The organism is Sphingobium sp. EM0848, from assembly GCF_013375555.1.
Classification (GTDB): Bacteria; Pseudomonadota; Alphaproteobacteria; order Sphingomonadales; family Sphingomonadaceae; genus Sphingobium.
The window spans coordinates 92,281-117,873 of record NZ_JABXWB010000005.1; the positions used below are offsets into that span (position 1 = coordinate 92,281).

Below are 25,593 nucleotides of genomic sequence, written 5' to 3' on the forward strand. Positions count from 1 at the left end.
GCGCTTCCACCGGCCCGCGAGGTGCCGGAATTTGTGGAGCCATATTGTCATGCCCAGCGGCACGAAGATCGACTTTGAAGCCATCGATATTCTTTCCATTCCCCTTCCCGCGCGGGGAGAAAAGCTACTCTACGATGCGCGGGCGAAAGGCCTCGCCCTGCGCCTGCGCGCTTCGGGTGCCCGCACATGGGTCGCCGTCGAGCGGACGGCGGCCCGCACCGTCCGCACCACGCTTGGCGATGCACGGCACCTGCCCCTTGAGGCCGCCCGTCGCCTGCTGTCCGCCGGGCCGCAGGACCGATCCACCGTCGCGAACGATGCCCTCTTTGGTCCCGATGCGACAATGGCGGAGGCCTTCCCTCGCTTCCTCGCTTCCTCGCTTCAGGCGAGGCGGGACGCTGGAAGCCCGGCACAATCCGCAACATGAAGGCGATCACGAAGATGCATATCCTCCCCCATTTCGGGGGACACAAGGTTCGCGCGTTAACCCCGGAAGAGGTGAACCGCTGGCATCTGGACATCACCGCGAAGAGCAGCGCCGTGCGTATGGCGCCGTCCACTCTTTCGGGACTGATGCTCTATGCGGAGGACCATGGATTGCGTGAACCGGGTTCGAACCCCTGCCATGGCCTGCGCAGGAAACAGCACGGCATCCGGCATGCTCAAATCCAGCCGCTATCACCTCAATCTCGGTAGCCCGGCACAGCCTTTGCTCCAACCTCAGTTTCAGACGTCGGATGGCATGAACGCCCTGCTTGGGGCGACTTTCGGAGATAAGCGAGCACTGCAAAAAAGAGCTTGCCAAGCTGCTTCTCTGCCCCAAAAATGTGCCTTGAGATTTTTTGCAAAATCTCATAAATGATTGATTTTACCTTCTTTATTGGCGGAATGGGTGCGTGCGATGCGTTACAAACGCCTTTGACGTGCGTACCTTGCCCGCAGCGCGCTTGCCGCTGCGCCCCGCCCCTGCTGGCAGGGCGGCATCCCCCTTTCTGGTGCCGATCGTCCGATGCGTGACGGCGAGCTTTCGGGCAAGCATTGCATGATCCTGTTCGTTCATGGATAGTCGCCACCGGCGAGCGGGCCTCCTTTTTGTGAAGGAGTCGAAATGCCCAAGATGACGGACCGCGAGCGGCTGGTGAAGATCGAGATCGACCTGCGCAATCTCGCGCAAGAAGCGGAAACGGTACGGCGCAATCTGCGCGGACATTATGCGAAACTGGTCGAAGATTTGGCCGTTGAAAGGTTGACCGACCGCGAGTTTCGGGAGGTGCTGTCGCAGGCCATTCGGGTCGGCGGGGGCGCGGCGGTCACGGCGCTAAAATCCCTCCCCGCAATGGCGTCCTGATCTTCGATACGGTATGCCGGTGCGCACCTGGCCTTAGCGGAAAGGGGAGCGACGTTGTCGGGCCATAGGCCCGGCAAAAAGGAGCGGCGCGGGGGAAACCGCTAGGGTTTCCCCCGCCTTGTGCAACAGCACGACAAGGAACCGGCGGCGGTTTCCCGCTCCGGTTCCTCGTCTTTGATTTCTGCCGGTTTCAGGCCGGTATGACGCGGCGCTTGCGCCTCACCGGCACATCCGGCTTCTGGTCGGCCCGCATGAAAACATGGGTCGGTACGCGGTGCCCGTTCTGCGGATTGAACAGTTCATAGAGACTGGACTGAATGCCCGATCCCTCACACAATATCGCCTCGACCGGCCGCAAGTCCGCGATATCGCGATTGCGCTTGAACCCCTTTCCCTTGCCCCGCCCCCAAAGGCCAAAGGCGACGCAAGGCACGCCCCTCTGCGCGGCCCATGCGGCGGCAACGGCATCGACGCCTTTGCGCTGGCCGGTGGTGACAAGAAGCATGCGAGGGATGCGCGTCCTGATCTGGTCGAGGCGGGTCCAGATCAAGGGACCGTCATGCCAATCCTGCGGTCCGGACACGACGACGATAGGCCCTTGCGGGTCATAGCGGTCGCGCCGCCGCTCCGCCCGCGCCCGCAGGAAATCGAGCGCTGAAATCTGGCTGGCGGTTGTCACCTGCGAGGCGCGCGAACCTTTCGCCGGGGACCATGGCCGCCCGCAACAGGTGCGATACATCGCCGCGCCATAGTCGCGCATTGCCTCCATCGCGGCGCGTTGCTCGGCAATCGACTGGCATTCCAGTTGAGTCTGCTCCAGTTCGTTGATGAAGACTTCGCTCGGCTCCAGTCGCCGCGCCATGTCTCGTATCTGGTCGGCCAGTCGATCTTCCTGCCGTTCCAGCTTGGATGCGACAAAGTGAAAGCTGTTGACGAAGCCCCACGCGATTTCGGGCGCGAGCGGTTCAAGCCGGGTATCGGTGAACAGGTCGAAGATGGAGGCGATGACGCCCCCACATTCGGCCTGCGCCGCGATGGGTTCGGGCATGTCATGCTCGGCGGGTTCCTCGCCCGCCTCGCTGATGGTGAGGGGAATGGGATCGCCGAACGAGGCGACGAAATCCGGGGTTTCGATCAGTTCCGCGTAGAGTTCCGGCAGGTCTGCAAAACTGCTAACGCCATGGGAGGCTGTTTGCTTGGACATGGGATTGGCTCCTGACTGTCAGGGTAACGGCTTAGGGTTCGGGGAAGCGTTCCAGCGCTCCCCCGGCCCGCCTCATATGAATTTTTAAAAGGGCACCTCGTCGTCGAGATCGCGCGAGCCTCCGGTATATTCGCCGCCGGGGCCTGCGGTGCTGCCGCCGGTGAAACCGCCGCTCCGTCGACCGCCGCCGCTCTGGCGCTGTCCGCCGCCCCCGCTGCCATAGTTTCCGCCGCCATATCCTCCGCCCTGCGGTTCGCGTTCCCGCTCGCGCCGCCACTGGACAACAAAGCCGCTCGCTTCATCCCCGAACAAGGCGATGGGAAGAGGTTCACTGAAGCTCGGATCGTCGATCATGCCGGAGAGAAACACCTCGTCGCTGGCCCGCATACGGCGTTCCCAAACCACGCCGATCTGGATTTCATCACCTGCCGGGCTGGTTTCGTAAATCTCGAATACCGGCGCGCTCTCGCTCTGACGATCCACGACACGGCGCATGATAAGATAAGGGAAACGCATGGAGCGCGTGGCGATCTTGCCGACAATTTCACCAACACGTTCATCATGCTTGAATGATCCGATTTTCATGACTTTATCCTTTCTGCTAAAGCGGTCCGGTTTCTCTCTCCGGCCGTATCATTAACTTACCTCCTTCCCTCAATTTCTTCCATATCATTGATTTCTTGACAGATTTTTATCGTGTCTGGTGAGCCTGAGCCAATTAAAAAGGACGCGGGAGCGTCCCCAGACAAAAAGAAGCATCGCCAAAGGCGATACCGACCTGATCAGGGGAGGACGGACGGTGGCCTTGTCTGTCATCGCATCCGGAGCCGCCTTCGCCGGGGCGCCAGAGCCGCAGGTGGTCCGGGGGTGCAAGGGACGTCGCGCTGCGGCCTTTAGCGGAGGTTGGAGAAAAGGGGCCTGTCGGCACCACTGGGATAAATGATCCCGCCGGCAGGCCCCTTTTCTTCTACCGCAGCTTGGCCGGAGGCAGCCCTTGTGCCCCCGGACCGCCTCCGGCACGCCGCGACACTGCGAAGGCGGCTCCGGATGCGATGACAGACCTTGTCCGCGCCAGATAGCGGACCGAGGCGCCCCGCCGAGGGCCGCTGCAACGCCCGATTGACAGCACAGGCCGGAGCCCAAAAACCAGCGGAAGGAATCGTAACCGCGCCAGCGAACAAGAGCCCGAAGAGGCCTGGTCAAAGAGCACGCAGATAGAGCCCGGTGGAGTATCAGCTTCGTGTCAGCGCATCGACGACCGCGGGCTGGTGGTGGATAGCATTGTCATGGGATTGGGACATTTGACGTACGAAGGCTAGTCCCCGCCACATCAAATCCTCCCCCTCCCCTCAGCGCGATACGCTGAACGCAGGTGATAGGCGCCGCGCCGGCTCCGCATCAATGCGATCGGCAGAGAGCCGTCAGGCTCCTTTGCCCGAGCGATACAGCAGCACACGCCCGGTCGGCACGAGCTGAAGGAGGAGGTCGAATTCGACGATATTGCCCGTGACGACCGTGAAGCCGAGCTTTTGCGCTTGCAGGAACAGGGTGCAGTCTTGCAACGCCTTGAGCCGCTGATCCCGCGCATAGCCTTGCAGCCGGCTCAACATGCCCGCAAGCAAGGCAGCCCGACCCAGAATTTCGGCATCGGGCGTAAAGACGCGGTGCGCGGGCATGGCTTCGATCTGCTTGCGGATGACAGTAATGACCGGACCCGTTCGTTTGTCCTTGGGATCAAGCGCGCCAGCGGAATGCATGAGTTCCTGGATGGCGACCGTCGAATGATTGGCCTGCCGCGTCTCGACCAGGCGCTCAACGACCGCAGGTGCTCGGCCCTGCATCTGGTCGATATAGACACAGGTATCGAGCAGCAGCGGCTGGCCAACCAGTTCCTCTTCGCTGGCGAAGGGGAGTTCGCTGTCCGCCCGACGCGCAAGTGTCTTGCCCGGATCGAACCGTGCCCAGCGCAGTGCACCTCCAATATCAAATGCCGCCACGTCAGAAACCCAGCTTCAGATCCGAGTCCACTTTGCCGCGAGCAGCCTTGAAGGCCTCGGAGAATTTGTCTTCGAGTGCGAGGTTCGCGAGGGCGAATTCAATGAGGTCGGTATCCGTCTGGATTCCTGTCTGCGCCTTGGCCTGCCTGACGAGCGCGGCACTCACACGGCCACCGATGCGACCGCCTTTCTCCTTGAGGAGGCCCGAACGTTCGGCGGCCGCCATCACGGCTTCGACCCGCACATTCTGAACGGAGACGATTACGTCGGTCGAGGCGCTGCGCGCCTTGCCCCGGGCTTGCTTTGCGGAGTGTGGCTCCGTTCCATGCGATTTTGCCATAATGTCCAACAATATGAAATTTTGTCTAACATAGCGCAGCAATGCTGGCAGATCAAGACTGCCCGCAGTCAGTTGAGGTCGCGCGCCCTCGGCCCGGTGACGGACGTTCGCATAGAGGTCGTCGAGGGGAAGAAACTGGTCGTCGGCGGGGCGCGAGAACCATTCCGACGAGACACGACCGATATTCTGACTGCGGGAGATGTCGACACGATAGGCGCCCGCAGCCGCTGACGTGTCGATGGATTGGGGAAAACTGACCATGGGAGTTCTCCAATGAAAGAACTCAAGAGGCAGAGTGCACGTAAAAAGCACGTTTCCTCGTGGGTTCGTTGATGTTTCCTGTGTCCGCTGACGTCATTGCGGACGAGTTCTCTTTGTCGAGGACAGACGCCCTGTCCTCGTTTCGGCATTGAGCCATTCTCCAATCCGTGACCTTACCGTATAGGCTCGGTCACATTCCGGTTATTCGGCTCTCGGCTTCCCATTCTCCTGGAGAGTGCAGCCCCGCGATGCAGGACCCACTAGACAGCCATCAGGACAGCCGAGAAGGATCAGACGGTCGCTCCAGCGCGTCGCGGCGCTCATAGTCGCGCTGGTCGCGCAGCATCTGGAAGGCGATCGTCAATAACTTGCGCGCCACGGCGACCTTGGCGCGGTTCGCGCCCTTGGTGGCCTTGAGGCGCTCATATTCGAATTTGAGGGCAGGTTCTGCCCGCATGGCCGGAATGCTGGCTTCCACGAAGGCCCAGCGCAGCCACTTGTTGCCGGCCTTGATGATCCGCCCGTTCCAGCATTTGCCGCCGCTGGCGTAGGTCGAAGGCACGAGGCCCGCATAGGCGGCGAGCTTCTTGGCCGACCGGAAGCGCGAGACATCATCGATCTCGGCGGCGATCAGGCGCGCGAAGAACTCCCCCACGCCGGGGATCGTCTTCAGGCGTTTGACGTCCGCATTGTCCTTGCTGAAGCGGCGGATCGTCTTTTCAGCCTCGCGGATCCGCTGGTTGATGTCATCGATGAAGGCCAGCGCGCGGTCGATATGCTCGCGATCGATGGTCGACACCGAAAGCAGTTCGAGTTGGCCCCGCCCGATCTTGCCGAACAGGTCCGACATCTCCCGCAGCGCTCGGGTCTGTTCCGGATAGCGGTCGAAGATCGTCACCACCCGGTTCTTCACCATCGTGCGCAGCCGCACGAAGAAGATCCGCTCTCGCAACGCCTGGCGAAGCTCGCGCGCAGCCTCGCACGGGACATAGGACTCCGGGATCAGATCGGCCCGCAGCAGATGCGCCAGGATCGTCGCGTCGATCTTGTCAGTCTTGATCCTGGCGTCGGCGATTGCCTTCACCTTCAACGGATGAGCGAGAACGACATCGTCACACAGCTCATCGAGCCAGTCGTACATCACCGTCCAGTTGCGGCTCGCTCCCATCACCGCATGACTGTTCTCCAGATAGGGCGCCAGAAAGTTGCCCAGCGAACGAGGATCGTTCTTCACCTTGCCCGATCGCAGAACCTTCCCGCCGCCGTCCTGCACCACCAGATGCGTATAGGCTTTGTGGTAAGCCACGCCGATGTGATAATCGTAAGACATGGGTGCATCTCCATTGCTGATGGGGTTCAGCAATTTGCTTAACGCGCGTGCCTGCACGAGGGGGTGCACCCTTGCCGCAACGGTGCTCATTTCACCGTCCCATTCCATCACTGAAGCTCAACGCTTTCATACCGGCTCCTGGGATCACACGGCCCGGGACATTCCGGACCGCCCCCTTTCCCTCCAGAGCAGCGCCGCGTTGATAATGCGGGATAGCGACGGGCCAGCGCACGGAATCCGTCGTCATCATGATGCCATGAGTGGGCGGTAGCCGGAGTCATCGCCCATCTCCTCTACCCAGACGGCCATCCGAAAATCGTCCAGCGTACAGCCGCATTCCTCCAGCATTCGCGCTGCCAACCACGGATAGTCCGCGACCGCGTCGGCAAAGTCGTCGCAATGGCCGCGATAGCTATGGAACCAGCCCCACCGATCGTCTTCCTGTGCCGAGGGATCCCGCTCGATCACCAGCAGGGACGCGTCGAATTCCAGCATGGCGGCAAGCAGTTTCTCGCAATGATCGACGTCGAGCGTCTCTCTTGGCCCATGCTGGCCATAGTAACCCACTGACAGGTTGGTGCATTCGGGAATGATGCCCGCATATTCGTTGGTATCGGTGAAGACGCCCGTATTGTCAGGGGCATATCGGAAAGCCCGGTCCAGATCATTGATCGCAGATGCAAGGCTGGCCGCGAACGCGTCCGAGCATGTCCGTCCGTAACTCTGATGCGTAATGACGTCACCCAAGCCTGCACGGTCGAAGGCGATGGCCGCGCCGATGTCTTTTAGCAACTCCGGATTGTTGCGCTGAATCCATTGCGATCCAAGGCAGCCGCGTTCCTCGCCGCGATGGAACAGGTAGAGGCCAGGGCGGCCGGCTGCAATCATGTTGAGCATGATCCACACACCGGCCCCATCATCGGCGCCGAGCGACATACCTGGCCTGCCATCGCACAAGCTGGCGATTCCTCGCTCGTCGATGCCCACGTCCTGCTGCCCGCCCCGGGCGGCCACGGTATCGACGTGGCAGCTCCACATCACGCGGGGTCTGTCGCCGATAGTGAACATCCGGTTGCCGAAGCCGTCCATGGTCATGCCCGGGATTGAATCGAGAAATTCCCGGCAGAAGGCACGTTCGATAGCACTGTCATGGGGGCGTGCCCAGGACAGGATTTTGAGCAGGCCCGTCCGGCCCGCAACATCATGGGTCATGGGATCAGCCTCCTGCGTGGGAGGAGGTCGCGGCCGAGGCCGGCACCGTCATCGCAGTGGTGGCAAGGAACTCTTCGGAAATGTGAGCCGGCTCGTGGCAATTGTCCTGCGAGCGCGCGTCACCGTGTGGCGCATGGACATCGGGCCGCAGTTCTTCAATCCGAAGGCGCTCCGTCTCGTCTCGCTCTCGCTCTAACCTCTCGTCCCGGGCGCGCTCTCCGGCAGCCTGCCACCTGGCGACATCGGCATGGATTGCGGCCATCTCATCAAGGAACTGGCGATAAGCCCGAACATGGGCATTGACGAGGGAGACGTCGTCGTCATCGAACGGTTCGGGCAGATGACCCTCGGACAGCCATTCGCCATGATATTCGGTGAGATCCTCTGCATGGAACCACTCGCCGGAGGCATCGCATTGACGGCAACAACTGCTGGCCCACCATTCGCCGCGATCTTCGAGATAGACGGCGCCAAAATCTGCTGCATCCTCCTCAAGGATGGTATGCGAGCCATGCTCGATGTAAACGGTGATGAAGTTTTCATCATCACTATATCGGTGACCATTGTGATCGCAGAACGTCGTGTGATTATGGTAGCAACTGTAGCACCACTCTTCAGATGATCCATCTACAGAATGGACCATACCATAAGGGCTGGCGTCCTCATCGCAACGCGGGCAATACCACGGTCTATGTGCCAGACCGTTGGTATTCTCCGATGAAATACTGCCTCGTCCGATTACAAGATATTGGCCGTCGTCGCCAAGATCATCTCCTGCATCGATGTAGGGAACGACAAAGCCGTCACCATCCTCGATACGCCGAATGCGGGCACCGTTCAGGCCGCCTTCGATGTAGCCAGCCTCCTCCAGCAGCAGCCTGAGACGAGATACGTCGCCGTAGATTGTGGTGTAGATTTTGCGGCTAGGCCAGACGACGCTGCGCGCCTTCGCATCCTCGCGAGGACCAATGTATGCGAGCGCCGTGTCCGGACCGGCATAAACACGTGTCGGATGACACGAGCTGTCGAAGTCACACGCCTCATGTGCCATGCAGCTGCCGGGACCGCCGACATAGACGTCTTCAATTTCGTCTGCGTCCTGGGTGATTTTGAGGGCGTCTTCCTGCAACAGCACGGAAAGCCTGGCGCACCAGCCTTCGATCGCGCTGTTGTCCAGATGCTCGGAGAAGAAGCGGTTCAAATAACGGCCCGGCGACATCACCAACTGACGATCGACCTGCCCCTTGGCAGCGTTTTCGGTAAACGCGACCTTGCCCGCCTGCTCCTTGGAGATATGGCAGAAATGCTCATCGTGCCTGGCCTGGTACCAAGGTTCGTCATGCCAGGGCGTAGGCGAATAGGTGCCGTCGGCAAAACGCAGCTTCTCGCGGATTGGCCAGTCGACGTCACCGATATCGGTTCCGGCGAGCGCGATCCGGAGCGCGGCACCAGGCACACGCGTGAGCAGTCGCTGCCGGGCCACCTCAGCCTCTTCGAAGGAGGACCAGAGATATTGCTGGTCACCGCACGGTGCCCAGACGAACTCGATCGTCATCGGCCGCCACTCGGTGGCCGAGTAAGGGAACAGGATTTGGAATTGTGCCATGGACGTGACTCCACGCAGCCGCACACAGCTGGGCACGGCTGGATTGTTGATGCGGATTGCGGAGGGTTCAGCGAAGGAGCTGCTGGTCCCTGTTGACTACAGGGCGATCAGCAAAAGCCGCCGACCGCTGCAGAGGGTGTCTGCAGTGTCCGTAGCGATGGTGAAAGGCTGATCGACTTTGGAGAGTTGAGGTTCGCCAGGGTCAGGGAGCGCGACAAGGGAAGGGACATGGAAGGTCTCCGGAAGGGTCAGGACCCAAAGCGGTCCACAACTCCCATTCCCCCTTCCCTCCCTCCCGCAGGACATCGTTCCAGTCCTTGAAGCCGACCGGCGGATATTCGGCTTCGATCCGGCGCCCAGGCATGGCATAGGCATGGGTGGCGTTGGCGGCCCCGATCCTCCCCGCGCGGTCATTATCGGGAAATAGGATGAGGCGGGTCACGCTGAGCGGAATGGCGATCTGATGCATCCGCCTGCTGCCGAGCGTTGCCCAGACGGGAATTCCGAACAGAATCATCGCGGACATCGCCGTTTCGATACCTTCGGCAAGTCCGAGCTGGTCGATGGCCGCTGCAAGCTTGACCGCACCATGCAAAGGGCGGCCAAGGATGAGTCTGGGATCAAGAAGGTCCCGCGCGCGACGAGGCTCGCCAGAGGCGAAAAAGGTCCGCTGGATGGCAACGAAGCGGTCGACCTCATGCACCGCGGCAATCATGGCGGGGCGAAAGACGACATCCTGGCCGCCCCGACCGAGGGGGGTTAGTGGATGGAAGCGCAGCGACGGCGGCAAGATGGCGATGCGACGGCGACGAAGATAGATTTCCGCGACTGTACCGATCAAGGGTCGCGCCTCATCCCAGACGCGCAGAGCGCGCTGCCGCACCATCAGGTCTGTGTTTGGCCGTGGTAGAGAGAATGCATCTGTTTCGACACGATGCAGCGCATGGACATCCAAACGGCGAATAGCGTCGATGACGTCGCGGCTATCGCAGCCGGCGAAGCATTTGAAAAGAAGCGCCCGTGTGCCTATCCGGATCGAAAGGCTTGGGTTTCGGTCGGCATGAGCCGGGCATAGACACATCCCGCCGCCGGATTTCCACAGGCCGCCCAGGCGCCCGACCAAGGAAGCGCCAAGCGCCTCCAGTTGCATGTTGTAATGGTAAGAAACAGCGCTGGTCATAGGAGAATCCGCCGCAATAGCTCCTATGTGGCGACACACAGCACGCCGGATTCCGGGATGTCGAGCCAGATAGGGAGAATTGAAAGAGAGATGCGCGAACGTGCCTGCCCATGCCGGCAACGTCCCTCCAATCTACCATCCCCCCTTCCCTCAGAGCGGATCATCGCCGATTTGGACGACGCTTTCCAGTGCCATGTAGCGGGACCGCTGGACCGCCCATTCATCATTCTGTTCCAGGAGGATATCGGAGCGCACCGAAATTTGACCTCTCCGGCTCCGCGATCATCTCGGGGAGCCGGTTTACCTGCATGTACAATCGGCAAGTAACGAAGAACTGCCACGGCGTCGCAAACGGCGGCTAAGTTGGCGATTAGGAGGGAAAGAGGATCGTATTCTAGTTCTGGGCACCGTGCAGAATGTGAAGGACGATCACTTTTCCGGGCTCGATTCGGTAGAAGATCAGATAATCCCCGTGACCACGCCGCAGCACGCCGGTCGCCTCATAGCGCGGCACGAGCGGGAATCGTTCCGGCATATCAGCCAAGCCCAAGCATTTCGAACACAGTTCCCGCAAGAAGCTCAAGGCCCGCGCCGGATTGTCGCGCGCGATAAAGTCGCCGATCACCTCAAGATCATATTCGGCCTCAGCCGAAAGATCGACGATCACTCGTTGCCTGCACCCATGCCGCGATGCTTGGCCTCGAGGCGATCGAACACCTTATCGGCCGGCGTCGTGCGCCCTGCATCCGCGTCTGCAAGACCCCGTGCTATCGAGGCGTCCAGCGCGGCCAAGCGGGTTTCCCTGTCGTGAATTAGGCGCACACCTTCGCGTAGAACCTCGCTTTTCGAGTTGTAGCGCCCCGTCGCAACGAGGCTGGCGACGAAACTTTCAAGCTGCTGTCCGAGATCCGCGCTAATCATGATCGAGCCTCCATTCGGGACGAGAATAGCACTTTATCAACAGTTGATAAAATGCTCTCGGTAGGGGCGCAGGGCCAGCATCCACTGGCGAGACGTTTGCACACAAGAGGCTTCAACGCACGATGCTGCAGTACCGGTATCCTGTACTTGGCCATTCCGGCCATTGGAGAAGCCCCATGGGATACTCAGACCTGGACCCTGCCGTGCATGAACGGCGCCCCTGGAACGTAGGTCAGAACGTCGGACCCAAGCGTCCGCTCAAACCGCGCGATATCTGGGCCATTCGGTTCAGCCCATCGCCGCTCGGGTTAACCTGCCGAAATGGCGATGGACACTTCCATGATCGGCAGCGGATCTTCGGGCATGCCGCCGATGCTGACGGCCATCCGTGACGTGAAGTTGAAGCACATCAACGCAACGAGCATCGATGCGATTTCCGCTTCCGAATAGTCCGCCGCGACCTGCCGAGCGATTTGCGCATCCACGCCCGCCGGGAAACCGAGATAGGCATCGGCGAGCACCAATGCCGCCTTTTCCCGGGGCGTGAGCGCACTTTCCTGATAACCATCGGCCACCATCTCGGCGCGGTCTTCCGACAGACCGTCCGCACGCGCGACATCGTAACGCACCGACTTGCAGAACACGCAATTGACTGTGCGCGCGTTGCGCAGGCGGATAATCTCCAGCAGCGCGGGCGACACCAGGCTTTCACGCCAGACATGACTATTGAGCGCGATGATTTCGGACACGGTCTCGGGCACCAGTCCCATCGCACTGTCACGGATGACATTGCCGGTCTGGGTGGCGGGGCCGGTGGCACGAGGCTTAGCCGACATGAGCGACCTCCTGAGCAGGAATATGAGCGGCCATGTCGCGCAAGCAGCGCGCGGTGCGGATGCGGCCGTCGATGCAGCCCAGCGCCTCGATCAACAGGACAAGGGCCGCTTCACCGCCATGTGCCTTCACAGCGTCGGCCGCCTCATCGGTGATCGACTGGGGGTCCATCCAATAATATTCAGCGAACAGCATCGCCGCTTTTTCCGCCTCGGAAAAATCCGAATGGTCGAGCGCCTCGCCCGCCAGCACCGCCTCCCGGCGCGTGGCCGATATCGCGTCCGATGCCAGATGCGGGTTGGCGGCGGCAATCTCGGCCGTATCGTCGTGCATGCGGGCGAATGTCAGGCGGCACAGTTCCAAGGTCACGGCTGGCACATGATCCTGCTGCCACAGGCTCAGCCATAATCGGGCGAAGCTCTCGGCGGCCGGCCCTGCCTTGGCGAGATGCGGATCGAGGGTGACGCTGGTTGGCCTATCCATCATGGGTATTCCTTTACATGATCAAAGCGTGAAAATAGTGCGGGTTAGGCCAACGGTGGCGCGAGCGCCATACGGACGATATTCGGCAAATCAGCTGAAACCGCTCCCATACGCACCGAAATGCCCATCCCCTGGCTCGTCAGCAGCAGCCAGCGGCCGGTGGCGCCGGGATCGAGATCGGCGCGGATCGATCCGGCCGCCTGCCCGCGCGCGATCAACGCCGCGAAGGCGCGCTCGACCCGGTCATAATAACGGTCGATGATCACGCTGACCTGGGGCTCGGAGCGCCCCATCTCGGCGACGGTATTGGCGATCAGGCAACCCCGGCGATCATAGCGCTGGATGTCGCCGTGGCCCGTATCGTTGACCACGCCCGCCGCGATCTCGAAATAGCGGACCAGTTCATCGAGTCCCGCTCCTCCCTCAAGCAGCGCAAGATAGGGGGCGGCAATCTGGTCGAGATAGAAATCGAGCGCATCGAGAAATAGGCCGCTCTTTCCCCCGAACGCTTTGTACAAGCTGTGCCGGTTGACCCCGGCCGCATGCGTTAGCGTCTCGACATCGCAGTCGGCAAAGCCGTCCTCCCAGAAGCGGAGCGCGGCCAGTTCGATAACCTTTGCGCGATCATAGGTGACAGGACGCGGCATCACATTGGACTTCCAATTCATTACAGAATATTCGTTCTGTATATAAGATTCTGGCCACCGTCAATTCAGCAGCCGCTCCCATTTGGGATCGTACCTCGGGCTGACGCCGAGTGCATATGACAGCGGCTCAATGACAAGGTGCCAGGGTATCTCCAAAGCAGGCAACAGCTGGGCCCGCTGCATCCTCATCGAAATTGCCTGGATCTGGCAGGGCAAGCATCCCGAAAGTCCGCTGACGAAATGGTACAAGGCTCGAACCCGTGGCCAATCGCCACGTATCGCTCGGGAAATGGCCGCCTTCCTCTGGGCGATCGGGCAAGAGGTGGCACCTACCGCTCAGGCGTGAAGGCTCATCATCGCCAAACCGCCATGAGAAAGGAGTAAACAAGACTTAGATCATCTGCTTGATGTGCAAAGTTGGGAGCAGGGCCCCGGTGGGGAACCCTCGCCAAGTGCTATGTGGCGGACTGAAAAAGTCCATGCCCGTTCTTAGACAGAGGCAGCCCCAGACGAACATACGGGAATGCGGTGACCAACCCGCGCATAAGAGTATGCCAACCATCGTCGAAAGCCCTGCTTCCTACTTTGTACATCAGCTTCACGTGTTTGATTTCGTCATAACTGACGGAAAGGACCTAGCCATGCCCAAGGTTCTTGATTCGGAACATAAGAGCACCCTGTCCAAATTTCCGGCACCACCTCATATGTGGGCGGCTCCCTCTTGCAAGACGTTTGAGCGGATATTTCGACCGGATCGCTTGCGACCATATGTCCGACCTGTCGTTGCGGCCGCATATAGCCGCTGGCCAAGATGGTTTCCGCGAGGCGAGTTCCAAACAGGAAGGCGACCTTTGACAGCCACTGACTCTAACGGAGTGTCTCGAGACGCTGCGCGCGCGGGAGATGGCCCAGGAAGCCGATGCGATCGCCAGGCGTACCGGCCTTGCCCACCAGCCATCGGCCGAAGGCGATTATGTGAGCAGCATCTATCGCGAGCGGGTGACGCTCACATCGGAACGGTTCGCGATGATCGACGATGGCCTCGGCCTCCAGTTTGTGCCCTGGCGCCCGGCCCTTGATCAGCATCTCGCCCAGTATATCAGCGGCACGATGGGGCGTGGCGGCAGCGTCGATTGGGCGCTCGGCCGTAGCCGGGGACTTGGGCTGTGAGGCGGCCTTCAGTCAATAATCCCGCGCAGCGCCTCGATCGGGAGGATCAGGGTCAGCTCCCCCAACGGCGATCGCAGGAAACCATGATGCTCATAGAAGCTGGCGGCGACCTCATCGATCGCATGGACCGCGATGCCGCGGGCGCCGGCGATCACCGATGCCGCAAAGCACCGCCGGAGGGCATCGCCCAGAAGATCCCCGCCCAGCCCCAGGCCTTGCCATTCGCGGTCGACCGCGAGCCGCGCGACCAGCAGCAGCGGCACCTGCTCGGGCATCGCCCCCCGGAGCTTAGCGCTCGGCAACGCCGCGCGCTGCTCCATCACGGTGGTGATCGTGTAATAGGCGACAATCCGCTGCGGCGCGGCCGCGTGGCAGATAACATAGGTGCGCGCCGACAAGCCCTCGCTGGTCAGTGCGCGCTCCCTCAGCCAGCTATCGAGCGTGTCATGTTGGCCGGACGCAAAAGCGGCGGCATCATGCTCCGCCCGAAGCGGCGCCGGCGCGGTAACGGCGCATGTCGTCATCGTCGCTCAGCGAGCCCGGGTCAGCGGTCCCAGGCCGGCTTGCGATGCATCAACTCCCGGAGCTTTTCGGAAGGTGTGTGTGGTGCATCGAGCATCGCCACGAACGCGGCATGGCGTTCGTCGTCAAGGAAGAAGCTGCGCTGGTCGAGGAGAGCATTCTCCGCTTCGCGCCGCGCGCTCTCCAGCATGAACTCGGACAGCTTCTGGCCGCGCATCGCCGCCGCGCGGTTGAGCAGCGCCTTGGTGCCCGCCATCGCACGCACCTGGATGACATCATCCTTTCGTGCCGACGCGCGCCGTTCCCGTCCGTAACTCTCCGCCCGCGCCATCGCTCACATCCTCATCAACCGACAATCCGTCAAAACTGTCATGACAACAGCAATACAATCTTTCACACTAAAGGTCCAGCAATGAATACCACACAGATCTTATGGGGACCTCGCGGTCAGGGACGCGATATCGCTGCTACGCTGCGATTATGTTGTCGAGGACAAGGCGGACACCAGTATCGCGAGGCTCGGGATCGAGAGGCTCCATGCCAGAACCAGAAGCAAGGCTGGAATCTGGGATCACATTGCGTCCTTGGCGCGCGATAGCGACCTCGCTGACCCCGGATTGCCGCGATTCAATATGGCGCCGGTCAGTTCCAGTCTTCTTCGCGCAAGCGATAGCGCTCCAGCTCCATTGCGTCGTAAAGGACGCGTCCAATCTCCAAGACATCGGGATTGGTCGCTCGAAAGAGGATGAAATGGCGCGGACGACGGACGGTTCCGACGTCAGTCCGTGCCCGCTCACGACTGAGTCGCAAATGCCAGGTGCGCGCATCTTTCCCCAACTCGGGACGGTCAACCGCGCCAGGCCGATCAGGCTCAGCCGCGATACCCCGGATGGCGGTTGCGAGCAGCACCTCATAGCGCTCGCGCGCTGCGTCGCCGAAGCGGGCCTGCGTCCATTCCAATATGTCGATGATGTCGGCTTGCGCCGAGGCAGAAAGCCGATAGCTTGCCATTTATTGCGCCAAGCGCGCCCGCTTCTTCGCTTGCCGACCCAAACCCGCGATGAATTCGCCGAGTTGATGCTCTTCAACATCGACAAACCGGCCTGCATCGAGGTCATCCCACCCGGTTTGCGCCGCCTTTTGCAAGGCATCGAGCCTTGCGGCGTCTTCGGCAGCGTTTCGTTCGACCAGGCGGAGCCCCTCACGCAGGACTTCGCTCGCGTTCTGGTAGCGTCCAGAGCGAACCAGCGAATCCACGAGATCAGCCTGGTGATCGGTCAGCACCACATTGCGAGTCGGCATTTACGGTATCTCCTCCGGCAGCGAGTCATAGCATCTTATGGCAGATTATGCCAATGGGTGCGATCTTTGCTCGCCGTTGCTGGCGGCCTGACAGCCCAATTCCACCGTACCGAAGTTCCATTCAGTCGGGCTATGAGGCAGAATTGCCCTGGAGCTGGGACGGTTCGGAGCCGGCCGGACTATGGATTTCCGCAGGTTTTCAGCAAGCCCAAGCAATCGAAGGCAGGCCGCGCCGTAGAGATACCCTGCTGGTACCGCTGGCCTGCCGCCTGATATGGCGCCGGGGCCGGTCAAGCCGCCTCCGACAACGGCTTGCCATCGATGCCTTCGCCATCGGCCACATAGGCCTCCCCATCCTTGCCCGGTTCGAACTCGCCCGTGCTGTTCGCCAGTTCCTCCTCAAGCGCGGCGAGTAACTGGAGCTTATCTTCCAGCAATGCGGCGTCGGGGAATGCCTGGCCCAGACGGGCCTCGAAGGCGGGAAGGCGCCGCTCGTTGGCTTCGAGGTTCGCCCGTATGGGGCCAGGTCAGCGCCGTCTTCATGATCGTGCTGACCGCAATCTAGCAGGCCCATGACAAACCAGGTCGCGATGAGTTCCTCCGGCCAGCAATTCTGCTACGCCGTCCGGGCCACGTGCTTTGTAGTCACTGCCGAGATCGTAGACGCCATTTTCACTGAACAGCGCACCGGCCGTCTCCCGTCGTACCTCGTCATCGGCGCTGTCCACCAACGGCCCATATCGGACTAAAAGCTGATATATTGCCATCTGGTCTCGCAACTTCGCCATTTCCTCGCCCAGCGCGAGAAGTCTCTGTTCGAGGTCGCCCATGCTCGTTCCGTTCTGCTCTGGTGTTGCTAAATTTTGCCGAAGAAGCGATCGCGATCCTGTGCCGTAGCGGCTTCAAAAGCCACGGCATCTGCAGCCTCCGCCTGTTCTACTGCCTGTAGGCCAGCCTCCACCGCGGGGCGCACGGCGATGCGGTGCCGCCATGCATCCAAATGAGGAAATGCGTTCCATTCGAAGCCGTGGCATTCGAGGTAAAGAGCCCATGGATATGACGCGACATCGGCGATGGAATATTCTTCGCCAGCGAGATAGGGTCGGTGTTCCAGCCGTTCGTCAAGGAGACGGTAAAGTCGCTCCGCTTCACGCCGATAGCGCTCGAACGCGTAATCGTTGCCTTCTCTCGCAACGAAGGCAAAATGATTGAACTGCCCCATCAACGGGCCAACATTGCATGCCTGTATCATCAGCCATTGAAACACTGCTGTGCGGGCAGGTTCGCTGGTTGGCAACAACGCACCGGATTGCTCAGCCAAATAGATCAGAATTGCGGCGGACTCGAAAATCACGGTAGGGCTGTTTTTATCAGCACGATAATCGACCAACACCGGCACCTTTCGGTTCGGGTTCAATCGCTGAAAATCTGGTTCAAACTGCCCACCACGGAAAACATCGATGCGCCGAAATCCGTAGGGTTGGCCGATTTCCGCCAGCATAATGGTGATTTTTCGGACGTTAGGACTTGCCATCCCGTAGAGTTCGACCGGAGGGTGATTGCCACCGTTGGTCATGCCGCACGCTCCACAACCCGTTGTTTTCCGAACGTGACAACCTGTCCCTCCACGCGCTTCTGAATTGCGGCAGCCTTATCGCGCGGATTGTAGAACTGGCTGTACCATAGTCGGACCTTCCCATAAGGGCCGTCGGCCGGGATTTGCATAGGATTGACGCAAGAAGCTTTGTTGGCCCAGATTTCCACGTCCTGCCCAAGCGCATCGCGACTGGCGCGCTGATAACCGCGCGCCGTTTGTAGGTCAGCTTGCGCGGCCGTTGCGTCTGGCATTTTTACCATCAACGCGTGCCAAACGCGCACCGTGCCGTTGTCGATGGGTGTATGCGCGATCAACATATGAGAAGGAAAAGTACCACGCATGTCCACCTGGAGTATTGCCGGGCCTTCGTACCATGTGTCGAGCGACAATGTGTCGTTGGCTTCCACCGTTAACGTTCGGTGCCCTGCATCGAAGCGTTGGACTAGCTTATGCCCCTCGAAGAGATTGTCGAAATACTGATTGTCGATGCTGCCGTGGATCGGACCCATATGACCGAAGTCTGCCATGTTATCCACGATTTCGATCGGATGGACTGGGAGTGTGCCATAGTCATCAATTAGCCAGCGCACCCAGCCTTCATTTTCCTTCTCCCAGGCAGCGAAGGTGGGAAGATCCTGATCAGGTTTGAGCCCTTCGGGATCATGCCACATCCAGACAATGCCTGCCCTTTCAACAACGGGATATGTGGTCAGGCAGGCCGCCTTGGGGATGAAATTCGGCGAATAGGGAATGTCGTTGCACTGCCCGTTAGGCCCGAACCGCCAGCCGTGGAACGGGCAACGGATGGACTCACCTTCCACTTGGGATCCATCCCGCACGATATAGGAGGTGCTGTTACGCCCGAGATGGGCACCCATATGAGGGCAATAGGCTTGTACGAGATGCGGCGTACCACTCATACCTCGGTAGAACACCAAATCCTTGCCGAAGAAATGCAAGGTCGCTGGACCACTGCCCAACTCATCAGCGTCACCGATCATGAACCAGCCGCGTGGATAATCGAACTCGCCGAGCCTGTATTCCGCCGTTGATGCCATTCCCGCCCTCCGAATATTGCGTTCTTCTGGGAAACGTGCGGCACGAACGGCCAACGAACAACATTGAAGTTCGCACACCTATATGTGCATATTCGCACAGGACATTACATCATTTTCGTGCAAATATCCCCACATGATCGACTGGGATAACCTTAGATTCTTCCTGACAGCCGTCCGTGCGGGAAATTATACCGCTGCAGCAAAGCGGCTGCGTGTGGACCGAACCACCGTAGGTCGCCGCCTGGAACGACTTGAACACCAAGCTGGCGTGCCATTGTTCGAACAAGGAGAAGAAGGTTACCATCCGACTGCCGCGGGTCGTCGTGTGCTCGGCGTTGCCGACCAGATTGAAGCACTTATTGCGGGACTCGGAACCGACTTGTCTGGGGAATCTGAGGCGGAACAGGCCGAGCTCCGCATAGCCATAGCGACCGAACTCGGATCCGAATTTTTGCCAGAGCTCGCGGCATTCTCACGATCGCATCCCAATATCCGACTCCGGATGAACACGTCGGGCGAACCGGAAGACGATGTCATCACGCGCAAGTGCGAAGTCGGCTTATGTCTGGTCGATCCGATCCCGCGGCACCTTCGCGGAACGCGAATAGGCACGCTGCGTCAAGCTGGCTATGCGTCACATGCCTATCTGGAAGCGCGGGGACATGGTCTGCCACCCCAAGAATACGAATGGGTGCGATGTGCGAGTTCGTCACGTGTGCGCGCCATGAAGCAGTGGGATGATATTTTTTGCCGCACCATCCGTGTATCCGCTTATGTCGATAGTTGGCCAGCACTGAAACAGTCGGTTGAACAGGGGTTGGGTGCGGGCTTCCTGTGGACGTTCGTCGCTGATTCTATAGCTAACCTCGATCGCGTTACCCCTCTGCATGAAGAACTTGGTACAGGCCTTCATCTTTTGGTAAGGGACGATGTCCCAATGGATCAACCTACCCGCACATTTTTGAGTGACATGGCACCTCGCCTGTCCCAGCGTTTGACTTACGCCTGAAGGGACCAATTCCGAACGCGCTCAATTCTGCGTTCGGTTGTGTCGCAGCCCTGTCTACCCGCAAAGACGTTCACAGTTGAGCGAACCCGCTTGACCCGATTGATCCGCAGTCCAATGCGCGTTATGTGTATAAATCAGGAAAAGGATACACATTATGCGGACCAATATCGTGATCGACGATGATCTTATGACCAAGGCGCTTCGCGCTACTGGCCTCAAGACAAAGCGCGAAGTGGTGGAGGCGGGGTTAAGGTTGCTCCTTACGCTCCAGTCGCAGGCCAAACTTCGGGGCGCTCGCGGCAAGTTCGCCTGGGAAGGAGATCTTGATATTATGCGAAACGACGTATGATCCTCGTAGATTCGAGCGTTTGGATCGACTTTTTTCGCGGCACGGCTTCTCCGCAGGCGGACCTGCTTGATTCACTGCTCGGCAAAGAGCCGTTGTTGATCGGCGATCTCATTCTGGTCGAGGTGTTGCAAGGTTTCACCAGCGAGCGCGATTTCAATCAGGGCCATCGCCTACTCGGATCACTCGAAATGATCGAGATCGGCGGCCGAGATATTGCAGTGCAGGCAGCTCGCAATTTCCGCATACTTAGGGGGCTAGGCGTCACTGTTCGCAAGACGATCGACACGTTGATCGCAACTCGATGTATCGAAGCCGGCCTGGGCCTGCTTCATAGCGACCGTGACTTTGATCCATTTACCGAACATCTGGGGCTTGAGTCCGTATATTGAAAGCGGTGCCTTCTGTCAGCGACAGCGCGTCCATCCGACGAGCGGACAACAACGTTGCGCATTTTTTGCCGTTTAACTGCTGAAAGCTGATCACCAATATCTGACATTGCGGATTTGGCTCCCATTTCGTTGGACAGTCAGCAGCAACACATGCCACCGATGTGGTGATGGTCATGCTATATCTAGCACCGCTGCAAAAATACAACACTAACACAATTTAGTCATTTTCGCTTCATCTTCGAGCTTGCCCTTACGGCTTCCGTCGCTATCCGAGGCAGCGGGGTCGCTTTTCGTACAACTGTTTTAGGGGGATAATCTTGAAGAAAATTCTCATCGCAGCCGTTGCTATGACGGCTATTTCCGCACCTGCCTACGCGCAACCGGAAGCTTCGAACTTCGGTGGCGCAAAGGTCGGCTTGGTGCTGGGTTACGACAAGCTGCGGTTCAGCGAAGACGGCATCCATGCATCGAAGGACGGTCTGCTGTATGGCATTACGGCAGGGTATGACGTGGACCTTGGCAGTGCAGTGATCGGCATCGAAGGCGAAGCCACGGATTCGACAATCAAGGAGAGCGTCACTGACGTGGCCTTGGTAGACGATAAGCTGTCGCTGATGGCTGACCGTGATCTGTATGTTGGCGCGCGCGTCGGCTTCCCGGTTTCGCCTACACTGCTCGTTTACGCCAAAGCGGGTTACACGAATGCCCGCGCGAAGCTGAAATATAGCTATAGCGGCCTGAGCGCGAGCGTCGGTGATAACATTGACGGCTATCGCGTCGGCGGTGGCGTGGAATACACGAATGGCCGGGAATTTGGCCGCCTAGAATATCGCTACAGCGACTATGGCCACTTCGATTACACGTACAGCGACGCGAACGTCACGTTCGACGGTCGCATCAAGACTGTGCGCCACCAGATCGCAGTGACGGGCGGCTGGCGCTTCTAAAATTCCGTCTGGGGCCATCACAGTCGGCCCGGAATGCACATCGGGGCGGGAGACAACTCCCGCCCCATTTCATAGTGACCACCAGATTGACGCAACCATCTGGGTTGATGCTTCTCGCAGACCTCGCCGCTTTTACGTGGTTTGGATTTTTCGCCCTTGTCCACCAATCTCAAGCGCTTCAGACCATGGCCAGTCATGGGGAGCTTTTGGCGCAACGCCTCGAAGCAGACGCTGGCGGAAAATGGCCTGATGGGCGGCCAAGGAGCCGCTCACTTGAAGCCCGCCGCTCGTAACGCCACGTCAACCTTTACTCGGTGTAATCCGGCCATTCGTCATCATCCGCGCCAGTTCGCGCGTGATCGGCGCGTTCTCCCAGCGGCTCATGGTCGGTTGGCTCGCCAGGCCCGCGCCTGAACCGGGCAGCTTGCCCAGCGACAGGCGAAAGTCCGGATCGGCGCCCAGGGCATCAAGGTCGTCGGCGTCCTCATAGCCACAGGCAATCACCAGAATCCGCGCTCGCAGGATGTCGTCGAGCTTGTGGATTACACGGGAAGGATCACGCGGATCGGCAATGCAGTCGGCAAGCTGCCTGCAGATGCTCATCGCGCGCTCGGCTTGAGCCAGCAGCAGAACCCCGCCGTCCGAGGTCAACCGCCCGCCATCCAAGGCAGCCGTGACCTTCTTGCGATGGATCGCTGGAAACGAAATTAGAGGCGCGCTATCGAAATTCTCGGCGGGGGTGGCCGATGGCATTTTCTGTTCTGTGCAGGGAATGGTTTCGACATCCAATTTCCTATTGCAGAACAGAGTCTTGCGCTACTCTCGCCAACCCTTCAGCCTCAGTCTGGTGAATAACAGAGGTTAGGCTTGCCCAGCACGGCCATGTCGAGCGGTGATCGCCTGCTTGCCGGCGTTGATGAGGTCGGACTCCGCTTCGCCCTCACAGGGGAAGGGGCAGGTTCGTCATGCCTTCGAACAACAGGCCTTCCAGTGCAACCCGAGGGGCTGTCGTAAATCTTGTTGCTCATCCGCGCGTCTCGGTTGAGAAGCGGTGTCCGAGCCGCGCAAGGAGCGAGGCGCGGACTGGCTGACCGGCCATCAATCGACGCCAGCTATTATAGCTGATCCCGAAGCGATCGTTCAGCCCTTCAGCAGTCCGAGCGGGAGCGTTCGCCGTGAGCCAGGCGATCAGCCGTGCGTCGGGCAAGGCGCATCCGCGCGGCATCTTGGGAGCGGAAAAATCTGGCTTCATCGGATCACCTCAAGCAGCGGAGCGGGACCGGTTGGAAAAGCCCTCATCCTGCGCACCTGTGGCGCGCTGCAGCACGAAGTCGAAAGCGATGTATGCACTGTCCCCCTGACGATTGGGAACGGGCAGCAAACCTTCGCGGGTTCCGAATGCGAAATCGTCCGCCGCGAAGGGATCGTCACCAAAATTGATCTGCGTCGTCAACGCGCGATAGCCGGGCGCCTCCACGAAGAAGTGCACATGCGCGGGGCGATTGCCGTGGCGGCCAATCGCCTTCATTAGCATCTCGGTAGCGCCGCCCGGCGGGACGCTGTAGCCATTGGGGGTCTTTGAATGGAAGGAATAGCGGCCATCTGCCCCCAGCTTGATGCGGCGGCGGTTGTTGAACGGCGTTTGTTCGCGTGTCGGATCGAAGTGAGAGTACCATCCCTGTGAATTGGCGTGCCAGACATGCAGGATGGCGCCCTGCACGAGCTCGCCGTCCGGGCCGCGTACCTGGCCGTTCATGTACAATGTGCCGGTGTCGTCAGGATCTTCGGTCAGGTTGACATCCCCTTCGACCAAAGGTGCGCCTTCGACGTAAAGCGGCCCCTCGATGGTCCGCGGCGTACCACCGGACATGCCGGCCTCAGCATCCTTTGCGTCCATGAACAGGTCCAGGAAATGTTCAAGGCCGACGCCGGGCACGATCAAGCCGAATTCAGCCGCGCCGTTCTGAAAATATTTGATGGCGTTCCAGAACTCGCTCTCGGTGACGTTATGGCGGACGATCGTCCTCATCGCGGCCTCTACAAGATCACGAATGATCGTCTTCAGGCGGGGGTCTCCACCATCGCTATCAAGGCCGCTGGCCCGCAGCAAAAGCGACTGGACTGCGGGCGAGTCCACAAAATCCTGATTCATATAACTCTCCTGGGATCTTGGAATTTCAACGGTCATCGTCATGAACGGACGAACGATGGCGGCACAGGGCCGTTACACGCACGTCCATAAACGGATAGAGGGGCAAGGTTGTCAGTAAGTCGTACAATTCCGCGTTGCTGCCGACATCGAAGATGCTGACGTTGACGTATTGGCCGACGACTCACCAGATATGGCGCCAGGTTCCGGCGCGTTGCAATTTCTGGAAGCGCGCCTCTTCTGCTGCCTTCAACTGTTCAATCGGGACCGAATCATAGTCCGGATTCACATTTACATCCATTTCGACTTTGAAGAGCATGTCAGGCGGTCCGCGAAGATGTGAGAGAGATTGTGGTATGGGTGGCGTCCCGGCGGAGGAAGGCGATCCGGTCCTCATCCAGCGCTAGTCCCACCCGTTCAATGGGATCAAGACTGCCCCCCATATTGCGCGCGGACCAGTTCGGCTACGCCCATCCGCTCCAATATGGATGTCGGACACATGAAGGTGACCCGGACCACGCCGGGGAGACGGCTGATCTCGATGGAGCCCGCGATAGTGGCCCGGTTCAGGATCTCGTCGTAGGGCAGGCCAGTCACTTGGGCTGCACGGGCGAGGCCGTTGTCCGTGGCATCGTTGAGCGTACGTCCCGATCCTATGAAAGTAATCGGCGCGTTATCTTCGATCGATTGCTGGCCATAGCTTTCGGCCAGTCGCTTGATCGCCGCGCTTTCCTCGCTGCTCATCGGTTGCGCCAGAAACGGCAGATCTTCGCGATGTTGCAGCAGGACCGGGCCATCCAGCTTCAGGCCCTTTATGACCTTGACTTCCAGTTCGACCACGCCCGACACGTCGGTGGCGTGACCGGCAATCTCGCCATTGCCCTGCTGGGCATGCATATCGCCCATATAGATGCCGCCGCCCGGCACCTTCACGGGACAAATGAGGATGGCGCCTTCACGGACCGAGTTGGTGTCCATGTGACCATCGGTTTTGTGCTCGTTAAGCTCTTCCTGCGTGAAGCTGTAGCCATGAGGCGCGCCGATCAGGAATGCGCCGAAATCGCCCGCATTGTGGGAATCGGGCAGATCGCGCGAGGGGATGGTGCCGATATTGCCCAGAAAAGGCCGCACGCGGCTCGCCAGTCCGGATATGTCCGCGCGTGCCAGGGCGAGGATGGAATGCTGGTTCGCCTGTTCGGGCATGGCGGCGACATGGCGCGCGTCGGCCGCGATGCGTTCGGCGACATCCTTGTCGACGGTCAGCGACACCTTGCTCTCGCGGTCGAGGACGATGACATAGCCATTCGAAAAACGGAATGCGTTGACCTCCGCACCGCAGCCGTCGCAACGCACCGCTTCCTCACCAATGCCTTCGATATGGCTGGAGGGGCTGGTAGCGCCGCAGTTGGGACAGAGTTTCGCGACGAAGGGATCGCCAAGATAGCGGCCCTCCACAAATTCCATCACGCCCGACGACGTGGCGAGCGACGTCACCTGAACGGTCTTCAGCTTGATCGCGATCGCATCTCCGACTTCCGCGCCTTCGACAAAGACGGGGCGCGTCACTTCATGACCGCCCTGAAACTTCGGCGTGATCATGGGCCCCCAGCAGCCAGGTGGGGTGCCGGTTCGAATGGTACCGCCGTCCTTCACCGTGCCGGCCGGTTCGATCCCCGGCCCGACGATGCCGCCGCTGTAATCATAGACTTCGATATGCGATCGTGCGTCGGACATGGAA

The 25,593-nt window shown here is 59.9% G+C and carries 33 protein-coding genes and 3 pseudogenes; 9 read left to right on the plus strand and 27 right to left on the minus strand.

The window, feature by feature from the left end:
* Positions 1-49 precede the first annotated feature (49 nt).
* Positions 50-427: an Arm DNA-binding domain-containing protein gene (locus HUK73_RS18620; RefSeq protein WP_176593382.1), complete on the plus strand. Its 378-nt coding sequence runs from the start codon at positions 50-52 to the stop codon at positions 425-427.
* Entirely contained in the window at positions 424-696 is a 273-nt protein-coding gene (locus HUK73_RS18625) for a hypothetical protein (protein ID WP_176593383.1), read from the plus strand. The genes HUK73_RS18620 and HUK73_RS18625 overlap by 4 nt, the downstream gene beginning before the upstream one ends.
* 181 nt (positions 697-877) lie before the next feature.
* On the opposite strand, the gene HUK73_RS18630 is transcribed toward HUK73_RS18625, so the two are convergent.
* The gene (locus HUK73_RS18630; protein ID WP_176593384.1) at positions 878-1,060 is read right to left on the minus strand and encodes a hypothetical protein; all 183 of its coding nucleotides are present in this window, start codon (positions 1,058-1,060) and stop codon (positions 878-880) included.
* Positions 1,061-1,108: 48 nt separating this feature from the next.
* On the opposite strand from HUK73_RS18630, the gene HUK73_RS18635 reads away from it, so the two are divergent.
* Positions 1,109-1,348 (plus strand): hypothetical protein, encoded by a 240-nt coding sequence (locus tag HUK73_RS18635; protein ID WP_176593385.1) that lies wholly within the window; start codon positions 1,109-1,111, stop codon positions 1,346-1,348.
* Positions 1,349-1,538: 190 nt separating this feature from the next.
* Here the strand turns inward: HUK73_RS18635 and HUK73_RS18640 are convergent, their stop codons facing one another.
* The 13 genes from HUK73_RS18640 to HUK73_RS18700 all read right to left on the minus strand — a co-directional run bounded on the left by HUK73_RS18640 (position 1,539) and on the right by HUK73_RS18700 (position 13,363).
* A complete protein-coding gene (locus HUK73_RS18640) occupies positions 1,539-2,552 on the minus strand; it encodes a DUF2493 domain-containing protein (protein ID WP_176593386.1) in 1,014 nt (337 codons plus the stop codon).
* A gap of 84 nt (positions 2,553-2,636) precedes the next feature.
* Positions 2,637-3,137, minus strand: coding sequence for a DUF736 domain-containing protein (locus tag HUK73_RS18645; protein WP_176593387.1), 501 nt, complete (start codon positions 3,135-3,137; stop codon positions 2,637-2,639).
* Positions 3,138-3,973: 836 nt separating this feature from the next.
* Entirely contained in the window at positions 3,974-4,549 is a 576-nt protein-coding gene (locus tag HUK73_RS18650; protein WP_176593388.1) for a type II toxin-antitoxin system VapC family toxin, read from the minus strand.
* Position 4,550: 1 nt separating this feature from the next.
* Complete coding sequence (locus HUK73_RS26555; protein ID WP_218036651.1) at positions 4,551-5,150, minus strand: hypothetical protein; 600 nt, start codon at positions 5,148-5,150, stop codon at positions 4,551-4,553.
* A 271-nt stretch (positions 5,151-5,421) separates the two neighbouring features.
* Positions 5,422-6,480, minus strand: coding sequence for an IS110 family transposase (locus HUK73_RS18660; RefSeq protein WP_176593389.1), 1,059 nt, complete (start codon positions 6,478-6,480; stop codon positions 5,422-5,424).
* A 246-nt stretch (positions 6,481-6,726) separates the two neighbouring features.
* Positions 6,727-7,569, minus strand: coding sequence for a M28 family peptidase (locus tag HUK73_RS18665; protein WP_218036652.1), 843 nt, complete (start codon positions 7,567-7,569; stop codon positions 6,727-6,729).
* Positions 7,570-7,696: 127 nt separating this feature from the next.
* Positions 7,697-9,298 (minus strand): hypothetical protein, encoded by a 1,602-nt coding sequence (locus HUK73_RS18670; RefSeq protein WP_176593391.1) that lies wholly within the window; start codon positions 9,296-9,298, stop codon positions 7,697-7,699.
* A 202-nt stretch (positions 9,299-9,500) separates the two neighbouring features.
* Positions 9,501-10,139, minus strand: a complete 639-nt coding sequence (locus HUK73_RS18675) for a toprim domain-containing protein (protein WP_255326427.1) — start codon at positions 10,137-10,139, stop codon at positions 9,501-9,503.
* Between the two features lie 733 nt (positions 10,140-10,872).
* Positions 10,873-11,145 (minus strand): type II toxin-antitoxin system RelE/ParE family toxin, encoded by a 273-nt coding sequence (locus tag HUK73_RS18680; protein WP_176593393.1) that lies wholly within the window; start codon positions 11,143-11,145, stop codon positions 10,873-10,875.
* Complete coding sequence (locus tag HUK73_RS18685; protein WP_176593394.1) at positions 11,142-11,399, minus strand: type II toxin-antitoxin system ParD family antitoxin; 258 nt, start codon at positions 11,397-11,399, stop codon at positions 11,142-11,144. Before HUK73_RS18685 ends, HUK73_RS18680 begins: the two co-directional genes overlap by 4 nt.
* A gap of 308 nt (positions 11,400-11,707) precedes the next feature.
* Positions 11,708-12,235: a carboxymuconolactone decarboxylase family protein gene (locus HUK73_RS18690; protein ID WP_176593395.1), complete on the minus strand. Its 528-nt coding sequence runs from the start codon at positions 12,233-12,235 to the stop codon at positions 11,708-11,710.
* A complete protein-coding gene (locus HUK73_RS18695; RefSeq protein ID WP_176593396.1) occupies positions 12,225-12,719 on the minus strand; it encodes a hypothetical protein in 495 nt (164 codons plus the stop codon). Before HUK73_RS18695 ends, HUK73_RS18690 begins: the two co-directional genes overlap by 11 nt.
* A gap of 41 nt (positions 12,720-12,760) precedes the next feature.
* Entirely contained in the window at positions 12,761-13,363 is a 603-nt protein-coding gene (locus HUK73_RS18700; RefSeq protein ID WP_255326582.1) for a TetR/AcrR family transcriptional regulator, read from the minus strand.
* Between the two features lie 70 nt (positions 13,364-13,433).
* On the opposite strand from HUK73_RS18700, the pseudogene HUK73_RS27275 reads away from it, so the two are divergent.
* Positions 13,434-13,709, plus strand: a pseudogene (locus tag HUK73_RS27275) (transposase); the annotation flags it as partial.
* Between the two features lie 515 nt (positions 13,710-14,224).
* Positions 14,225-14,533, plus strand: coding sequence for a DUF3363 domain-containing protein (locus tag HUK73_RS18710; protein ID WP_255326583.1), 309 nt, complete (start codon positions 14,225-14,227; stop codon positions 14,531-14,533).
* Between the two features lie 8 nt (positions 14,534-14,541).
* Here the strand turns inward: HUK73_RS18710 and HUK73_RS18715 are convergent, their stop codons facing one another.
* The 8 genes from HUK73_RS18715 to HUK73_RS18750 form a co-directional block, all read right to left on the minus strand.
* Positions 14,542-15,057: a GNAT family N-acetyltransferase gene (locus tag HUK73_RS18715; protein ID WP_176593399.1), complete on the minus strand. Its 516-nt coding sequence runs from the start codon at positions 15,055-15,057 to the stop codon at positions 14,542-14,544.
* 20 nt (positions 15,058-15,077) lie between these two features.
* Positions 15,078-15,386, minus strand: coding sequence for a DUF1778 domain-containing protein (locus HUK73_RS18720; RefSeq protein ID WP_176593400.1), 309 nt, complete (start codon positions 15,384-15,386; stop codon positions 15,078-15,080).
* Between the two features lie 311 nt (positions 15,387-15,697).
* Positions 15,698-16,066 (minus strand): type II toxin-antitoxin system RelE/ParE family toxin, encoded by a 369-nt coding sequence (locus HUK73_RS18725; RefSeq protein ID WP_176593401.1) that lies wholly within the window; start codon positions 16,064-16,066, stop codon positions 15,698-15,700.
* On the minus strand, positions 16,067-16,357 hold the full coding sequence (locus tag HUK73_RS18730; protein WP_176593402.1) for a type II toxin-antitoxin system ParD family antitoxin: 291 nt from the start codon (positions 16,355-16,357) through the stop codon (positions 16,067-16,069). It abuts the gene before it with no gap.
* Positions 16,358-16,647: 290 nt separating this feature from the next.
* Positions 16,648-16,794: a hypothetical protein gene (locus tag HUK73_RS18735; RefSeq protein ID WP_176593403.1), complete on the minus strand. Its 147-nt coding sequence runs from the start codon at positions 16,792-16,794 to the stop codon at positions 16,648-16,650.
* 102 nt (positions 16,795-16,896) lie between these two features.
* Positions 16,897-17,187, minus strand: coding sequence for a nuclear transport factor 2 family protein (locus HUK73_RS18740; protein WP_176593404.1), 291 nt, complete (start codon positions 17,185-17,187; stop codon positions 16,897-16,899).
* A 26-nt stretch (positions 17,188-17,213) separates the two neighbouring features.
* Positions 17,214-17,933 (minus strand): glutathione S-transferase family protein, encoded by a 720-nt coding sequence (locus tag HUK73_RS18745; RefSeq protein WP_176593405.1) that lies wholly within the window; start codon positions 17,931-17,933, stop codon positions 17,214-17,216.
* Positions 17,930-19,012: a Rieske 2Fe-2S domain-containing protein gene (locus HUK73_RS18750; protein WP_176593406.1), complete on the minus strand. Its 1,083-nt coding sequence runs from the start codon at positions 19,010-19,012 to the stop codon at positions 17,930-17,932. The genes HUK73_RS18745 and HUK73_RS18750 overlap by 4 nt, the downstream gene beginning before the upstream one ends.
* A 133-nt stretch (positions 19,013-19,145) precedes the next feature.
* On the opposite strand from HUK73_RS18750, the gene HUK73_RS18755 reads away from it, so the two are divergent.
* The 4 genes from HUK73_RS18755 (at position 19,146) to HUK73_RS18770 (ending at position 21,706) form a co-directional block, all read left to right on the plus strand.
* Positions 19,146-20,021 (plus strand): LysR family transcriptional regulator, encoded by an 876-nt coding sequence (locus HUK73_RS18755; protein WP_255326428.1) that lies wholly within the window; start codon positions 19,146-19,148, stop codon positions 20,019-20,021.
* Positions 20,022-20,175: 154 nt separating this feature from the next.
* A complete protein-coding gene (locus HUK73_RS18760) occupies positions 20,176-20,370 on the plus strand; it encodes a type II toxin-antitoxin system VapB family antitoxin (protein WP_176593408.1) in 195 nt (64 codons plus the stop codon).
* Entirely contained in the window at positions 20,367-20,759 is a 393-nt protein-coding gene (locus tag HUK73_RS18765; RefSeq protein ID WP_176593409.1) for a PIN domain nuclease, read from the plus strand. The genes HUK73_RS18760 and HUK73_RS18765 overlap by 4 nt, the downstream gene beginning before the upstream one ends.
* A gap of 317 nt (positions 20,760-21,076) precedes the next feature.
* A complete protein-coding gene (locus HUK73_RS18770) occupies positions 21,077-21,706 on the plus strand; it encodes an outer membrane protein (RefSeq protein WP_218036654.1) in 630 nt (209 codons plus the stop codon).
* A 336-nt stretch (positions 21,707-22,042) separates the two neighbouring features.
* Here HUK73_RS18770 and HUK73_RS18775 read toward each other — a convergent pair.
* The 5 genes and pseudogenes from HUK73_RS18775 to HUK73_RS18795 form a co-directional block, all read right to left on the minus strand.
* Positions 22,043-22,459, minus strand: a pseudogene (locus HUK73_RS18775) (transposase); the annotation flags it as partial.
* A 271-nt stretch (positions 22,460-22,730) separates the two neighbouring features.
* Positions 22,731-22,958, minus strand: coding sequence for a hypothetical protein (locus HUK73_RS18780; protein WP_176593308.1), 228 nt, complete (start codon positions 22,956-22,958; stop codon positions 22,731-22,733).
* A 9-nt stretch (positions 22,959-22,967) separates the two neighbouring features.
* Complete coding sequence (locus HUK73_RS18785; protein ID WP_176593410.1) at positions 22,968-23,858, minus strand: dioxygenase; 891 nt, start codon at positions 23,856-23,858, stop codon at positions 22,968-22,970.
* 25 nt (positions 23,859-23,883) lie between these two features.
* Positions 23,884-24,252 (minus strand): annotated as a pseudogene (locus tag HUK73_RS18790) (muconolactone Delta-isomerase).
* A 29-nt stretch (positions 24,253-24,281) separates the two neighbouring features.
* Positions 24,282-25,589 carry an acetamidase/formamidase family protein gene (locus HUK73_RS18795; RefSeq protein ID WP_176593411.1) on the minus strand — a complete coding sequence of 436 codons (1,308 nt, stop codon included), beginning with the start codon at positions 25,587-25,589 and terminating at the stop codon, positions 24,282-24,284.
* Between the last annotated feature and the right edge of the window lie 4 nt (positions 25,590-25,593).

Bases quoted from the DNA above. Each gene is read 5' to 3' on its own strand.
- HUK73_RS18700 (WP_255326582.1), bottom strand. From the start codon at position 13,363: ATGCCGCGTCCTGTCACCTATGATCGCGCAAAGGTTATCGAACTGGCC.
- HUK73_RS18645 (WP_176593387.1), bottom strand. From the start codon at position 3,137: ATGAAAATCGGATCATTCAAGCATGATGAACGTGTTGGTGAAATTGTC.
- HUK73_RS18660 (WP_176593389.1), bottom strand. From the start codon at position 6,480: ATGTCTTACGATTATCACATCGGCGTGGCTTACCACAAAGCCTATACG.
- HUK73_RS18725 (WP_176593401.1), bottom strand. From the start codon at position 16,066: ATGGCAAGCTATCGGCTTTCTGCCTCGGCGCAAGCCGACATCATCGAC.
- HUK73_RS18640 (WP_176593386.1), bottom strand. From the start codon at position 2,552: ATGTCCAAGCAAACAGCCTCCCATGGCGTTAGCAGTTTTGCAGACCTG.
- HUK73_RS18745 (WP_176593405.1), bottom strand. From the start codon at position 17,933: ATGACCAACGGTGGCAATCACCCTCCGGTCGAACTCTACGGGATGGCA.
- HUK73_RS18740 (WP_176593404.1), bottom strand. From the start codon at position 17,187: ATGGGCGACCTCGAACAGAGACTTCTCGCGCTGGGCGAGGAAATGGCG.
- HUK73_RS18765 (WP_176593409.1), top strand. From the start codon at position 20,367: ATGATCCTCGTAGATTCGAGCGTTTGGATCGACTTTTTTCGCGGCACG.
- HUK73_RS18730 (WP_176593402.1), bottom strand. From the start codon at position 16,357: ATGCCGACTCGCAATGTGGTGCTGACCGATCACCAGGCTGATCTCGTG.
- HUK73_RS18685 (WP_176593394.1), bottom strand. From the start codon at position 11,399: ATGATTAGCGCGGATCTCGGACAGCAGCTTGAAAGTTTCGTCGCCAGC.
- HUK73_RS18670 (WP_176593391.1), bottom strand. From the start codon at position 9,298: ATGGCACAATTCCAAATCCTGTTCCCTTACTCGGCCACCGAGTGGCGG.
- HUK73_RS18720 (WP_176593400.1), bottom strand. From the start codon at position 15,386: ATGGCGCGGGCGGAGAGTTACGGACGGGAACGGCGCGCGTCGGCACGA.
- HUK73_RS18620 (WP_176593382.1), top strand. From the start codon at position 50: ATGCCCAGCGGCACGAAGATCGACTTTGAAGCCATCGATATTCTTTCC.
- HUK73_RS18715 (WP_176593399.1), bottom strand. From the start codon at position 15,057: ATGACGACATGCGCCGTTACCGCGCCGGCGCCGCTTCGGGCGGAGCAT.
- HUK73_RS18695 (WP_176593396.1), bottom strand. From the start codon at position 12,719: ATGATGGATAGGCCAACCAGCGTCACCCTCGATCCGCATCTCGCCAAG.
- HUK73_RS18795 (WP_176593411.1), bottom strand. From the start codon at position 25,589: ATGTCCGACGCACGATCGCATATCGAAGTCTATGATTACAGCGGCGGC.
- HUK73_RS18780 (WP_176593308.1), bottom strand. From the start codon at position 22,958: ATGAAGCCAGATTTTTCCGCTCCCAAGATGCCGCGCGGATGCGCCTTG.
- HUK73_RS18755 (WP_255326428.1), top strand. From the start codon at position 19,146: ATGATCGACTGGGATAACCTTAGATTCTTCCTGACAGCCGTCCGTGCG.
- HUK73_RS18625 (WP_176593383.1), top strand. From the start codon at position 424: ATGAAGGCGATCACGAAGATGCATATCCTCCCCCATTTCGGGGGACAC.
- HUK73_RS26555 (WP_218036651.1), bottom strand. From the start codon at position 5,150: ATGGTCAGTTTTCCCCAATCCATCGACACGTCAGCGGCTGCGGGCGCC.
- HUK73_RS18665 (WP_218036652.1), bottom strand. From the start codon at position 7,569: ATGGACGGCTTCGGCAACCGGATGTTCACTATCGGCGACAGACCCCGC.
- HUK73_RS18785 (WP_176593410.1), bottom strand. From the start codon at position 23,858: ATGAATCAGGATTTTGTGGACTCGCCCGCAGTCCAGTCGCTTTTGCTG.
- HUK73_RS18750 (WP_176593406.1), bottom strand. From the start codon at position 19,012: ATGGCATCAACGGCGGAATACAGGCTCGGCGAGTTCGATTATCCACGC.
- HUK73_RS18760 (WP_176593408.1), top strand. From the start codon at position 20,176: ATGCGGACCAATATCGTGATCGACGATGATCTTATGACCAAGGCGCTT.
- HUK73_RS18630 (WP_176593384.1), bottom strand. From the start codon at position 1,060: ATGAACGAACAGGATCATGCAATGCTTGCCCGAAAGCTCGCCGTCACG.
- HUK73_RS18635 (WP_176593385.1), top strand. From the start codon at position 1,109: ATGCCCAAGATGACGGACCGCGAGCGGCTGGTGAAGATCGAGATCGAC.
- HUK73_RS18690 (WP_176593395.1), bottom strand. From the start codon at position 12,235: ATGTCGGCTAAGCCTCGTGCCACCGGCCCCGCCACCCAGACCGGCAAT.